This is a genomic window from Brevibacterium renqingii (assembly GCF_017808095.1).
GTDB lineage: Bacteria > Actinomycetota > Actinomycetes > Actinomycetales > Brevibacteriaceae > Brevibacterium > Brevibacterium renqingii.
The window spans coordinates 840,575-852,925 of record NZ_JADBHG010000001.1 but is presented as its reverse complement, the minus strand read 5'-3'; the positions used below and the strand labels follow the sequence as shown (position 1 = coordinate 852,925).

General features: G+C 66.7%; 11 protein-coding genes. 7 read left to right on the top strand and 4 right to left on the bottom strand.

Going from position 1 to position 12,351, the window contains the following annotated elements; all coding sequences use genetic code 11:
- Nucleotides 1–6 precede the first annotated feature (6 nt).
- Both IIE29_RS03845 and IIE29_RS03840 read right to left on the bottom strand, forming a co-directional pair.
- Entirely contained in the window at nt 7–780 is a 774-nt protein-coding gene (locus IIE29_RS03845) for an alpha/beta hydrolase (protein ID WP_209323856.1), read from the bottom strand.
- Entirely contained in the window at nt 777–1,682 is a 906-nt protein-coding gene (locus IIE29_RS03840) for an SGNH/GDSL hydrolase family protein (RefSeq protein WP_209323855.1), read from the bottom strand. Before IIE29_RS03840 ends, IIE29_RS03845 begins: the two co-directional genes overlap by 4 nt.
- 138 nt (nt 1,683–1,820) lie before the next feature.
- Here IIE29_RS03840 and IIE29_RS03835 point away from each other — a divergent pair, with 138 nt between their 5' ends.
- Together IIE29_RS03835 and IIE29_RS03830 are read left to right on the top strand one after the other, a co-directional pair.
- Complete coding sequence (locus IIE29_RS03835; RefSeq protein WP_209323854.1) at nt 1,821–3,101, top strand: amidohydrolase; 1,281 nt, start codon at nt 1,821–1,823, stop codon at nt 3,099–3,101.
- Entirely contained in the window at nt 3,098–4,909 is a 1,812-nt protein-coding gene (locus IIE29_RS03830; protein ID WP_209323853.1) for a threonine/serine exporter family protein, read from the top strand. Before IIE29_RS03835 ends, IIE29_RS03830 begins: the two co-directional genes overlap by 4 nt.
- 131 nt (nt 4,910–5,040) lie before the next feature.
- Here IIE29_RS03830 and IIE29_RS03825 read toward each other — a convergent pair whose 3' ends face one another.
- A complete protein-coding gene (locus IIE29_RS03825) occupies nt 5,041–5,742 on the bottom strand; it encodes a uracil-DNA glycosylase (RefSeq protein ID WP_209323852.1) in 702 nt (233 codons plus the stop codon).
- A gap of 185 nt (nt 5,743–5,927) precedes the next feature.
- Between IIE29_RS03825 and IIE29_RS03820 the strand changes: the two genes are divergently transcribed.
- The 5 genes from IIE29_RS03820 to groL all read left to right on the top strand — a co-directional run bounded on the left by IIE29_RS03820 (nt 5,928) and on the right by groL (nt 11,396).
- Complete coding sequence (locus IIE29_RS03820; protein WP_209323851.1) at nt 5,928–7,394, top strand: aldehyde dehydrogenase family protein; 1,467 nt, start codon at nt 5,928–5,930, stop codon at nt 7,392–7,394.
- Between the two features lie 371 nt (nt 7,395–7,765).
- Nucleotides 7,766–8,032, top strand: a complete 267-nt coding sequence (locus tag IIE29_RS03815; protein ID WP_135539156.1) for a DUF3263 domain-containing protein — start codon at nt 7,766–7,768, stop codon at nt 8,030–8,032.
- Between the two features lie 2 nt (nt 8,033–8,034).
- Nucleotides 8,035–8,619, top strand: coding sequence for a LytR C-terminal domain-containing protein (locus tag IIE29_RS03810; protein ID WP_209323850.1), 585 nt, complete (start codon nt 8,035–8,037; stop codon nt 8,617–8,619).
- 273 nt (nt 8,620–8,892) lie between these two features.
- A complete protein-coding gene (locus tag IIE29_RS03805) occupies nt 8,893–9,096 on the top strand; it encodes a cold-shock protein (protein ID WP_152346823.1) in 204 nt (67 codons plus the stop codon).
- A gap of 656 nt (nt 9,097–9,752) precedes the next feature.
- The gene (gene groL, locus IIE29_RS03800) at nt 9,753–11,396 is read left to right on the top strand and encodes a chaperonin GroEL (protein WP_209323849.1); all 1,644 of its coding nucleotides are present in this window, start codon (nt 9,753–9,755) and stop codon (nt 11,394–11,396) included.
- A 138-nt stretch (nt 11,397–11,534) separates the two neighbouring features.
- Here the strand turns inward: groL and IIE29_RS03795 are convergent, their stop codons facing one another.
- Nucleotides 11,535–12,302, bottom strand: coding sequence for a DUF1707 SHOCT-like domain-containing protein (locus IIE29_RS03795; RefSeq protein WP_209323848.1), 768 nt, complete (start codon nt 12,300–12,302; stop codon nt 11,535–11,537).
- Nucleotides 12,303–12,351 lie beyond the last annotated feature (49 nt).

Genomic DNA, 12,351 nt, shown 5'->3' with positions numbered 1-12,351 from the left:
CGCGCCTCAGCCGAGGATGAGGCGCCTGACCTGCGCAGAGTACGGGGAGTCGGGATCGATGACGTCGGCGTGGTCCGCTCCCGGCAGCTCGGTGCGGGCGGCGGGGAAGACGCGGGAGAATCCGACGTCGACGATGCCGTCGGCGTCCCCGTGGATCGACCGGACCTCGACCCGGGACGGGATGAGCGCCGCTCGCGAACGCGGGTCGTGGCGCAGATAGGCCGCCAGGTCCTCCTCGGGGCGGACTCCCATATAGTCGAGCACCGCCCCGTCAGCGAGGCCGCCGGCCACCTCGCGCAGGAGGTCGGTCACCGGCGCCAGCGGTCGCAGACGGATCCGCGGCCCCACCTCGGGCAGGTGACCGGCCCAGGCGAGCACGAGGCAGCCGCCGGCCGAATGCCCGGACACGACGAGGTTCTCCCGCGCCTGCCGACCGACGCCCCAGTCCGGCAGTTCGGCGCAGACGAAGTCGATGGCCGCGGTGACATCGTCGAGCGGGTGCGGCTGCCCGCCGGACCGCCGGTATTCGACGAGGGCGACGAGCACCCCCGACTCGGCCAGCACCGCGGCCAGAGGTCGGGCATGAGTGAGATCCGTGCGGGGACGGAAGTAGCCGCCGTGGACGAAGATCACCGTCGCCGAGGCGGTCGCCGGGTCACCGTGGACCTCGACGTACTGCTCGGGGGAGCCGCCGTAGTCGTGGCAGACCACGTTCGCGTCCGCGGCGAGGGCGGCGCCGGCGGCGCTGAGTTCGGCGATGCGTTCGTCCTCGGCGCTCATGCCTCGGCCGCTCCCGTGCCTCCGGACGTCTCGTTCGCGGCCTCTCCGGTCGCCTCGGCGGCTCCTGCCTCTCCTGCCTGCCCCTGGGACTCTGTCCGGCCTGCCCGCTCGACGAGGTCGCGCACGCGGGTGAGTTCGGGCAGCTTCGGATCGAGAGCGTCGCCGGAGGACTGACCGCGCAGCCGGCGCCCGACCCAGGGCCCCAGATACTGCTTGGCCCAGCGTGACTCCTCACTCATGACCTCGCGGATCGCGCGGGTCGGGCGGGCGGGGATGCCGAAGCCCTCGACCGGCAGGGAATGGCCGCTCTCGAGTGTGGCCAGGGCCTGTTCGGCGACGAGATGGTGGCCTTTGGGAGAGAGGTGGATGCGATCGTCGGCCCACATCTCGGCGGCATAGAGCGAACGCAGCCCCCAGACGTCGATCATGTGGCAGCCGTGCCGCTGGGCGATCGACCACAGGTGGGTGTTGTAGACGCCGACTCGCGGACGCACGGCGCGGATGATCGGCGTGCTGAACTCGGTGTCGAAGCCATTGCACATGAGCACCTCGATGCCTGCCTCGCGCAGAGCGATGACAGCGCGTTCGAACTTCGCGGCCAGCGCATCGATATCGGCCTTCGGGCGCAGGCAGTCGTTGCCGCCGGCGCACAGGCTGACGAGATCGGGTCTGATCTCGAGGGCGCGCGGGACCTGTTCGTCGATGATGCGGTCGAGCAGGCGTCCGCGGATCGCCAGATTGGCATAGGACACATCCGGGCTGCCCACGGAGGACTCCGTGAGCATGAGTGCCAAGCGGTCGGTCCAGCCGCGGTAGCGGTCCTCCCCGTGCGGGTCGGGATCCATCAGCCCCTCGCTGAACGAGTCTCCGACAGCGACGTATGAGGTGATGGTCTCGAGCATCAGGGATCCTTCTCTCTTCGGCGTTTCACCCGGACCACCCAGACTATACGCAGGCGCGGCGATCCGGTCGAAACAGCACGTGGCGTAGACTCGTCTGCGCAGCCAGACGTCGTCGCCGACCACCTCGCTAGGAGCACAATGTACCGTTCGGTTCCGGTCCCCGCCCCCACAGATCTCGTGATCACCAACGCTCGGATCGTGCCCGTGGCCGACGAGAACGGCAACCGGGCCGAGGCGATCGGATCGGGCACGCTCGTGGTCAGGGACGGCCGCATCGCCGAGGTCGTCGCCGGACCGATCGAGTCCCCGCGGATCCCGGCCGACGCCGAGGTCATCGATGCCGGCGGTCGCTGGGTGCTGCCCGGCTTCATCGAGGCCCACGGCCACCTCGGCGTGCACGAGGACGGCGAGGGCTGGTCCGGCGATGACACGAACGAGATGACCGATCCCAACGGGGCCGGTCTGCGGGCCCTCGACGGGATCGACCCCACCGATCTCGGGTTCAAGGATGCGCTGCGCGGGGGAGTCACCTCGGCGCTCATCAAACCCGGTTCCGGCAATCCCATCGGCGGACGCACAGCCTTCGTCAAGACCTGGGGTCGGATCGTCGACGAGATGCTCGTGACCGAGGACCTGTCCGTGAAGTCCGCGCTCGGCGAGAATCCGAAGCGCGTCTACGGCGAGAAGAAGACCACCCCCTCGACGAGGATGGGCACCGCGAAGATCATCCGCGACGCCTTCGTCGAGGCACGCAACTACCGCGCGAAGCGCGACCACGCAGAGTCCGAGGGTACCCCGTTCGACCGCGACCTGGTCAAGGAGACGCTGGCCGATGTCCTCGACGGCAAGCTCGCCTGGGATCAGCACTGCCACCGTGCCGACGACATCGCCACGGCCATCCGCCTGGCCGAGGAATTCGGCTACCGACTGGTCATCAACCACGGCACCGAAGGCCACAAGATCGCCGACTACATCGCCGCCAAGGGCATCGACGTCATCCTCGGGCCCCTGATGACCTCACGTTCGAAGGTCGAACTGCGCGACCGGACGCTGGCCACCGCCGCCGCCCTGGCTAGAGCCGGTGTGCGCATCGCGCTGACCACCGACCATCCGGTCATCCCGATCAACTTCCTCATCCACGAGGCCTCGCTGGCCGTCAAGGAAGGGCTCGACCCGATCATCGCCATCGAGGCGCTGACGATCAACCCGGCCGCGATCTTCGGCCTCGAGGACCGTCTCGGTTCCCTGGCCGTCGGTCGTGACGCCGATATCGTCATCTGGTCGACCGATCCGCTCGACCTCGACGCCCGTGCCGAGCAGGTCTTCGTCTCCGGCCGCAGGGTCTACGAATTCGATGCCGAGACGGGGACTGCGAACATCGCCGACCCACACGGCCCGACACTCATCAGCGAGCCGTGACCGACGAGAGTCTCGAAGACGCCACCACCGCCGAGGTGCGGGTCGAGGATCCCGCAGCGCCGGGTCCCGTCCGCGGTTCGTCCCCGGCTCCGACGGCGAACGGCAATCCTGAGGTCGGATCCCAGGCGCTGCGCGAGATGCTCGAGCGCACCCGTCTGCAGCGTCTGGCCGAACTGCGCGAGGCCCCCGACGGCACGCAGCCGGAGGACGTCGCGAAGGCCGCGGCTGCGAAGGCGGCGAAGCCGACCCGACAGGGCGGGCGAACGAAGCCGCGCACCGACCACCGCGGTGCCTCTCAGCGCATCGCGCAGAGGGTCGCCCGTCGCACCGTCGGGAAGCTGGTCTCGGGCACCACGGCGAACACCCAGCCCGTGCCCATCGTCACCGCGCTCAAGGGCACTCCGTATCAGGCACCGGTGCAGGCCACCGAGCCGAGCGAGGACGAGGCGAGGATGGTCCTCGACCTCGCCGCCGATATCGCGGCGATGATGATGCGCGCGGGCGCCGGCACCAGCGATGTCGAGGTCTCCGTCATCGCTGCCTGCACCTCCTGCGGGCTCGACACCGTCGAAGTGGACCTGACCTCGAACACTCTCGTGGTGCACTATTCGACCTCCGACGGTCGCCTCCTGACCGTGATGCGGGTCAACCGCGGCGAGTCCACGCACTATGCGAAGCTCGCCTCGGTGCACAAGCTCGTCACCGACCTCGTCGACGGTCGAGTCGAGTTCAACGAGGCGCGCAACCGCCTCGACGCCATCCGCTCCCAGCGTCGTCCGTTCCCGCAGTGGTTCACCACCGGTGCCTGGGGCCTCATGGTCGGGGCTCTCGTCCTGCTGCTCGGGGGAGGGGCCCTCGCGGTGCCGCTGGGCATCATCATGGCCATCCTCATCTTCCAGGTCGGCAAGCTCCTCGGGCGCACGCACCTGCCCTCTTTCTTCATCACCGCACTGCAGGCCGCCTCGGCGACGCTGATTGCGACCATCGCCGGCGATGTCGGCATCATCGCCTCTCCGCAGTACCTCGTCGCGGCCGGCATCGTCCTGCTCCTGCCGACGCAGTCGCTGTACTCGGCGGTTCAGGACGCGCTGACGAACTTCCCGCTCACGGCGGCCGGGCGCGTGGTCGGGGTGTTCATGACCTTGGCCGGCATCGTCTCCGGCATTGCGCTGGGCATCGTGTGCGGGCAGGCGATCGGGCTCAGCCATATCGAAGTGCTCGTGCCGAAGACGAGCCCCCATGTGGTCACGGCGATCCTGTCGATGGTGGCGGCCGCCGTGGTGTCGATGTCCGGTGCCGTGGCCATGTCGGCCAGGCGGCGCTTCATCCTACCGGCCGCGCTGGTCGGGCTGGCTTCGCACATCACGATGATGTCGCTGACCCTGCTGCAGATCGACAATGTGCTGGCCAGTCTGCTCGCGGCCACCGTCACCGGGTTCCTGTCGCGGCCGCTGGCCCTGCGCCTCGGTGCGCCGGCCGTCGTGCTCATGATCCCCGGCATCTACACCCTGCTGCAGGGTCTGTCGATCTTCACCGCCGTCTACCAGATCGCCTCGGAATCCGAGAACGTCTCCTTCGCCGTCGGACTGTCCTCACTGTTCACCGCGATCCTCGCGAACGCGGCCCTGGCCGTCGGAGCGGTGCTCGGCAGCTATCTGGCGCTGCCGTTGAAGAACCTCAAGAGCCGCAGCTCCGCGGAGGAGACCGTCGAATCGGTGCGCAGCGGAGAGGCGACGACCAACGTCATCGACTCCGTCCAGCCCGGGGCCGCGAAGTCCCAGCCGGGCGCGGGCAAGACGCAGTCCTGAGCCGCTCGGGCCGGGGCCGGCCGCGACAGGCCGCGGCCGAGGCCGACGTCGACCGGGGCCGGGCGCGACAGGCCACGGTCCAGGCCGACGTGGTCCGGCGGCCGCCGGGATGCGGGCTGGGCCCGGACGATTCAGTCCTGGGCCGGCAGTGCCCAGTCGATGGGCGCGATGCCCTTCTGTGCGAGCAGCTCGTTGGTGCGTGAGAACGGGCGGGAGCCGAAGAAGCCGCGGCTGGCCGACAGCGGCGACGGGTGCGGGGATTCGATGATGGCCACCTCGGCGGTGCCCGATGTCAGCAGGGGAGCGAGGTTGCGGGCGTCGCGACCCCAGAGGATCGCGACCAAGGGCTGATCCCGCTGGGTCAGCGCGACGATCGCCTTCTCCGTGATCTCCTCCCAGCCCTTGCCGCGATGGGAGGCGGGCTGGCCCGGAGCGACGGTGAGCGCGCGGTTGAGCAGCATCACGCCCTGCCTCGACCAGGCTCGCAGATCCCCGTGGGCGGCCGGAGCGATGCCGAGATCGGCCTCGAGCTCTTTGAAGATATTGCCCAGCGACCTCGGCAGCGGCCTGACGCCGGGGTCGACGGCGAAGGACAGTCCGATGGGATGACCGACCGTCGGATAGGGGTCCTGGCCGACGATGAGGACCTTCACTTCGCCAAGCGGTTCGGCGAAGGCGCGGAAGACGGAGTCGCCGGCGGGCAGGTACTCGCGGCCGGCTGCGAGTTCGGCGCGGAGGAAGTCGCCCATCGCGTGGATCTGATCTTCAGCTCCGGCCAGAGCGCGGGCCCAGTCGGGGGACATGATCTCGGTCATCGGAGGTCTCGTCATCATGCAGGCGAGTCTAGTGATGCGCAGCGGTTAGAGTGCATCTGACCCGTCGCGGGTGATATCGGACGCGGGTGTGCACGAAGCGCAGATCGGGTGTGCACGATCGCCTATCGAACCGGTGTTCTGCCCGCAGACGGCACGCGTTATGCTCGGCCTGAAGGAGTTCATCGTTGAACGAAAGGACCGCAATGTCGGAATTCCCCGAGGCCAAGAACTGGAAGATGCTCATCGGCGGCGAGTGGGTCGATGCCGCTGACGGCGACGTCACCGACGTCATCACGCCCATCGACCGCAATGTCGTCATCGCCAAGGTGCCCAACGGCAAGGAAGCCGACGCCGATCGTGCCGTCCAGGCCGCGCGGAAGGCCTTCCCCGAATGGGCTGCCCTGCCGTTCAAGGAGCGCCAGAAGAAGCTGATCGCCTGCGCCGATGCGCTCGACGCGGCCTCGGAGGAGCTCGCTCAGCTGACGGCGATCGACACCGGAAACGCGATTCGCACCCAGGCCCGCCCGGAGACGGTCGTCCTGGCCGACCTGTTCCGCTACATGGGCGGAGTCGCCGGTGAGGTCAAAGGCAACACACTGCCCGCCGGAGACAAGCAGCTGCAGTACACCAAGCGCGTCCCGCTGGGCGTCGTGGCGGGCATCCTGCCGTGGAATTCGCCGCTGATGATCGCGGCCTTCAAGACCCCTGCCGCGCTCGCCGCCGGCAATACGATCGTCCTCAAGTGCGCCGAGGACGCTCCTCTGACGATCCTCAAGATGGCCGAGGTCATCGCCGACATCCTGCCGGCCGGCGTGCTCAACGTCGTCACCGGCAAGGGCTCCGTCATCGGTGAGGCGCTCAACGTCCACCCCGATGTCGACAAGGTCTCGTTCACCGGTTCGACCAGCGTCGGGCGGCATGTCGCCGAGGTGGCCGGCGGTCGCCTCGCGCATTCGTCGATGGAGCTCGGCGGCAAGAGCCCGAACATCATCTTCCCGGACTCGAACGACGACGACACGCTCGAGCAGGTGCTGCTGTCCACGCGCTTCGCCCGTCAGGGACAGTCGTGCACCATGGGCTCGCGGCTGTTCCTCCACGAGGACATCTACGACGACTTCCTGGCCAAGCTCGTCGACGCCGTGTCGAAGATGAAGGTCGGCGATCCGCGCGACGAGGGCACCGACATCGGCTGCATCATCAACCAGAAGCAGTACGACCAGGTCGCCAGCTACATCGAGATGGGCAAGTCGATGGACGGTGTGGAGATCGCCTATGACGGCTCCGAGTCCCTCGAGGTCGGCGAACCGGGCTTCTACCACGCCCCCGTGATCTTCTCGAAGGCGAGGAACGACTGGCAGACCAGCCGCGAAGAGATCTTCGGCCCTGTCCTCTCGGTCATCCCGTGGAAGGACATCGACGAGGTCATCGACATGGCCAACGATTCCGACTTCGGTCTCGCGGCCTTCGTCTTCACCAAGGACGTCGACGCGGCTCTGACCATGGCCAACCGCATCGAATCCGGCTGGGTCCAGGTCAACCAGGGCGGCGGACAGCTGGCCGGTCAGTCCTATGGCGGCATGAAGACCTCGGGCTTCGGCCGGGAGGCCTCGCTGGAGGGAATGCTCGAAGGCTTCACCCAGATCAAGCAGGTCAACATCCGCATCCGCTGAGCCGACACGGTCGCCGAGTCGAACCGCCTCGGCGAGTGCACAGCCGTCCACCCCGTCGCCATCGTCATCGACCAGATGCGGTGCGGCGGGGTGAGGCCGTTTCGGGCCCGGTCGGTGTCGGCACTGTCGCGGCTGTCGTGCGCCGACTGCGCTGTCGCACCGCTGGCGGGAGTCGGTACCGCCGGGGCTGTCGCGCACCGCCGGTGCTGTCGTAGCGCCGTAGCGCCGGGGCTGTCCCACCGCCTGCGGGAGTCGGCACGCGCGACGGCCGCGAGCGAGCTCACAGCCGCGGCGACGCGCCGGAAATTCCTGTCCCGCCGATCGGGCGATAATATAGAAGTCCAGTCATCTCTCGAAGGAGCACACCCTCTATGCCGTCGAACAACGACACCTCAGAACTGAGCGAGCTCGAGGTGGCCGTTCTGGAGTTCGAGCGGCGGTGGTGGAAATACGGCGGTGCCAAGGACCATGCGATCCGTGAGCGCTTCGATATGTCGGCCACCAGCTACTTCCAGATACTGAACTCGCTTCTGGACAACCCTGCAGCTCTGGCCAGCGATCCGATGCTGGTCAAGCGCCTTCGCCGGATCCGCAGCACGCGGCAGAGCGAGCGCGCCCAAGCCCGCGTCTCGAGGTAGACATGACTGACGAATTCGACGAGATCGAGCCCGGCCGGCGCAGCGGTGCCCATCGACAGGAATCCTCCGCGTCGTCGAACATCGGTGCCATCTCGCTGGTCATCGTGCTCGCACTGGTTGCGGTCCTGCTCGTCGTGGCCGCCATCAACATCATCTTCTCGTCGATGGGCAACCCCGAATCGAAGATCGCCGATCCGCCGGCCTCGGAGTCGGCCTCGGCCGAGCCCTCGCCAAGCGAGAGCGAGGTCAGCGTCGCCGACGACTCGATCACCGTCGATGTCCTCAACGGCTCCGGTGTCTCCGGCGCTGCGAAGAAATTCTCCGAGGCGGTCGAGGACAAGGGCTGGACGCTCGGCCAGGTCGGCAACTACTCGACGAACCTCAGTGACTCGACCGTCTACTACAAGGGCGAGGAGAACGCCTCCCAGGCGAAGCTCGTCGCCGAATCGCTCGGAGTCTCGGCCACTGAGGCCTCCGAGGACTTCGACGCCGATGTCACCGTGGTGATCTGCTCGGACATCGCCGACCGCGGGCCCGAGCCCAGCGAGGGTGCCGAGTCGGCGGAGTCCGGCGACGCGAACGGCTGATCACTGTTTCCAGCGACGCGAGCGGCTGATATAACGAATCTATAACAGTCGTGAACGGCCCGAAGCGGGATGCGCTGCTGCGGTAGAGTGACACCAGCTAGGCAAGCACAGCACCTTGTGTTCTATTCGTGCTTCACCGAGATTATTCTCCCGAGGTCAATGAGAGAAGTCGCGGGGTCGGTTGAGTTTTACTAGCTTCCGTATTCCAGATGCGGTCGCACGATCGCGGCTGAAATGCGGGATTTCAATGGCACAGCACTGTATGGAGAAGTAATGGCACAAGGTACCGTCAAGTGGTTCAACGCCGAAAAGGGCTATGGTTTCATCACCCTCGAAGGCGAAAACCAGGACGTGTTCGTCCACTGGAGCGCAATCCAGATGGACGGCTACCGCTCTCTCGAAGAGGGCCAGCAGGTTCAGTTCGAAGTAGGAGAAGGACAAAAGGGTCCTCAGGCGGAGTCCGTCACCCTCCTCTGAGACTGACTGCTGTAAGCATCTGAGAATGATCGCTGTCAGCACAGTTTTCTGATCCGCCGCGGGCGGGCACCGGTTCCATCGGTATCCTTCCGCGCGGGGAAAGCGCCGAGCAGGCAACTGCTCGGCGCTTTTCAGTTGCCTGGGCGGGTGCGAGGTGAGGGAAGTATCGCCGAGAGCTCGGTCTGCGACTGACAGCCCGGTATGCAACCAGAGCTGTCAGTCGCAGACGGAGCTCTCGGCAGAGCTGTCAGTCGCAGACGGAGCTCTCGGCAGCGAGCGGGTGCCAGTCGTTCGCGTTGGGCCGAACTGCCGAGCTGGTGTCGCCGAACCGGTCATCGCGTCGACCGCCCCGGCTCTCATACGCCCCGAGAACCCGCGGAACCTGATCGAGAGACCGCCGATCCGACCAGCCTCCTGCGCTCAGCGAGTGCCTCGTCGCACTCCGCGGTGCCCGTGACTGCAGGTGACGAATATTTGCACTCGCATGGTGAGAGTGCTAAATCTAGTACTGGTGAAAACCGATGGGTTCCCACCAGTCGTCTCGAGAGCGTGGTCCTTATGTGGAATGGAACATATGGGCTCACTCTCTGCCGTCGCGGGCGCTGACGACTGCTCTGGATTCCCACTCCACTCCATCAGGGAGGATCTAAGCCGCTATGGCAAAGATGATTGCATTCGACGAAGAAGCTCGTCGGGGACTCGAAGCTGGCCTCAACCAGCTCGCGGACGCGGTCAAGGTGACCCTTGGACCCCGCGGTCGCAATGTCGTGCTCGAAAAGCAGTGGGGCGCACCGACCATCACCAACGATGGTGTCTCCATTGCCAAGGAGATCGAACTCGAGGACGCCTACGAGAAGATCGGCGCCGAACTCGTCAAGGAAGTCGCCAAGAAGACTGACGATGTCGCAGGTGACGGAACCACCACCGCTACCGTGCTTGCTCAGGCCCTCGTCCGCGAAGGCCTGCGCAACGTGGCAGCCGGTGCTGATCCGCTCGGCCTCAAGCGCGGCATCGAGAAGGCCGTCGAGGCCGTCACGTCTGTCCTGCTGAACAACGCCATCGACATCGAGACCAAGGAACAGATCGCCGCCACCGCCGGCATCTCCGCAGGAGATCCCGCCATCGGTGAACTGATCGCCGAGGCCATCGACAAGGTCGGCAAGGAAGGCGTCGTCACCGTCGAGGAGTCCAACACCTTCGGACTCGAGCTCGAGCTGACCGAGGGTATGCGCTTCGACAAGGGCTACATCTCCGGTTACTTCGTCACCGACACCGATCGCCAGGAAGCTGTCCTTGAGGATCCCTACATCCTCATCGTCAACTCCAAGATCTCGAACGTGAAGGACCTGCTGCCCGTCCTCGAGAAGGTGCAGCAGTCGAACAAGCCGCTGTTCATCATCGCCGAAGACGTCGAGGGCGAAGCCCTGGCCGTCCTGGTGCTCAACAAGCTCAAGGGCACCTTCAAGTCCGTGGCCGTCAAGGCACCGGGCTTCGGCGATCGCCGCAAGGCGCAGCTGGCCGACATCGCCATCCTCACCGGTGGCCAGGTCGTGTCCGAGGAAGTCGGGCTCAAGCTCGACAGCGTGACCACCGATCTGCTGGGCACCGCCCGCAAGGTCGTCATCACCAAGGACGAGACCACCATCGTCGAGGGCGCAGGAGACGCCGAGGAGATCGCCGGACGCGTGGCACAGATCCGCGCCGAGATCGAGAACTCGGACTCCGACTACGACCGTGAGAAGCTGCAGGAGCGTCTGGCCAAGCTGGCCGGCGGCGTCGCAGTCATCAAGGCCGGAGCCGCCACCGAGGTTGAGCTCAAGGAAACCAAGCACCGCATCGAAGATGCCGTGCGCAACGCCAAGGCTGCTGTGGAAGAGGGAATCGTCGCCGGTGGCGGCGTGTCGCTCATCCAGGCGGGCAAGACCGCTTTCGCCGACCTCGCACTCGAGGGAGACGAAGCCACCGGTGCCAACATCGTCAAGGTTGCCATCGAAGCTCCGCTCAAGCAGATCGCCACGAACGCCGGCCTCGAAGCCGGTGTGGTCGCCGACAAGGTCGCCAACCTCGAGCCCGGATTCGGCCTCAACGCCGCAACCGGTGAGTACGAGGACCTGCTGGCCGCCGGCATCAACGACCCGGTCAAGGTGACCCGCTCTGCTCTGCAGAACGCCGCCTCGATCGCCGGTCTGTTCCTCACCACCGAGTCGGTCGTCGCCGACAAGCCCGAAAAGGCCGGAGCAGGTGCGGACGCAGCTGCCGGCATGGACGGCATGGGTGGAATGGGCGGCATGGGCTTCTGATAGCCCCCGTCGTTCGAAGAGCCGTGCCGGTGCCCGCAAGGGCGCCGGCACGGCTCTTTCGCGTCCGGGAGAGTGGCCGACACGCTCCTTCCGCGTCCGGGAGGTCGGCCGGCACGGCGGCGATCAGCCTGAGGCTGTTCAATCCCACGGGTTGTCGCGGTGATGGCGGCGACCGGAGCGTCGCCTGCGCCGCTCGTCGCGGCGCGATATCTGACCGGGGGAGTAGGGCGGGATGGGCGGGTGCGGCGGCTGCAGCCCGCTGCCCAGCTCGGGTTCGTAGTCCTCAGCTGAGTGCTCGCCCTTCTCGATTTCGCGTCGGGCTTCGGCATCGCCGAGGTGGGCCCGGGCCTGCCTCGTCAGCTCACGTCTGCGATTGCGGATTATCTCGTCCTTGTGCGCGATGCGGGAGATCCCGCCGAAGAGCATCGGAACGATGACGAAGATCGGCCAGAAGAAGATGAACTGTCCATTGGCGAGCGATGCGAACGCCCAGATGGCGAGCATGAAGCCCGCGGGACCGGCGATGATGCCGAGCACGGACTGGCGCACCCGATCCCGGTAGTACTTCCGCGCCGCGGCATCGATCTGCTCAGGAGTGATCGGAACGCGGTTGGCCTCGAGGCGTGCCAGGGCCTGCGCCCGCCCCGCCTCGTCGAGTTCGTCGGGTGTGAGCTCCGCCGGATCGGGGAGCACGAGATCGTCGACGAGTTCGGGGATCTCGCCCAAGGTCTTGAGCTTCGCAGCGGCCTCGGTGCGTTCATCGAATTCCGAGACGTCTAGTTGCCCGAGGGCATACGCCTCCGAGAGCACGTCTGCGACCACCGCCCGATCGGCGTCGGAGGCTCGGACCTGCCCATATGATCGTGGATCTGCGCTGAAACGCGACCACAGGGGACGAGCGTTCATGTTCCATACTCTAACCCCGCCGCCAGGATCGGACCTGGGCGAAGGGGTG

What these genes read in the sequence shown, in the direction of transcription:
- IIE29_RS03845 (WP_209323856.1), bottom strand. Translation starts at nt 780, where the DNA reads ATGAGCGCCGAGGACGAACGCATCGCCGAACTCAGCGCCGCCGGCGCC.
- IIE29_RS03840 (WP_209323855.1), bottom strand. Translation starts at nt 1,682, where the DNA reads ATGCTCGAGACCATCACCTCATACGTCGCTGTCGGAGACTCGTTCAGC.
- IIE29_RS03835 (WP_209323854.1), top strand. Translation starts at nt 1,821, where the DNA reads ATGTACCGTTCGGTTCCGGTCCCCGCCCCCACAGATCTCGTGATCACC.
- IIE29_RS03825 (WP_209323852.1), bottom strand. Translation starts at nt 5,742, where the DNA reads ATGATGACGAGACCTCCGATGACCGAGATCATGTCCCCCGACTGGGCC.
- IIE29_RS03820 (WP_209323851.1), top strand. Translation starts at nt 5,928, where the DNA reads ATGTCGGAATTCCCCGAGGCCAAGAACTGGAAGATGCTCATCGGCGGC.
- IIE29_RS03815 (WP_135539156.1), top strand. Translation starts at nt 7,766, where the DNA reads ATGCCGTCGAACAACGACACCTCAGAACTGAGCGAGCTCGAGGTGGCC.
- IIE29_RS03810 (WP_209323850.1), top strand. Translation starts at nt 8,035, where the DNA reads ATGACTGACGAATTCGACGAGATCGAGCCCGGCCGGCGCAGCGGTGCC.
- IIE29_RS03805 (WP_152346823.1), top strand. Translation starts at nt 8,893, where the DNA reads ATGGCACAAGGTACCGTCAAGTGGTTCAACGCCGAAAAGGGCTATGGT.
- groL (WP_209323849.1), top strand. Translation starts at nt 9,753, where the DNA reads ATGGCAAAGATGATTGCATTCGACGAAGAAGCTCGTCGGGGACTCGAA.
- IIE29_RS03795 (WP_209323848.1), bottom strand. Translation starts at nt 12,302, where the DNA reads ATGAACGCTCGTCCCCTGTGGTCGCGTTTCAGCGCAGATCCACGATCA.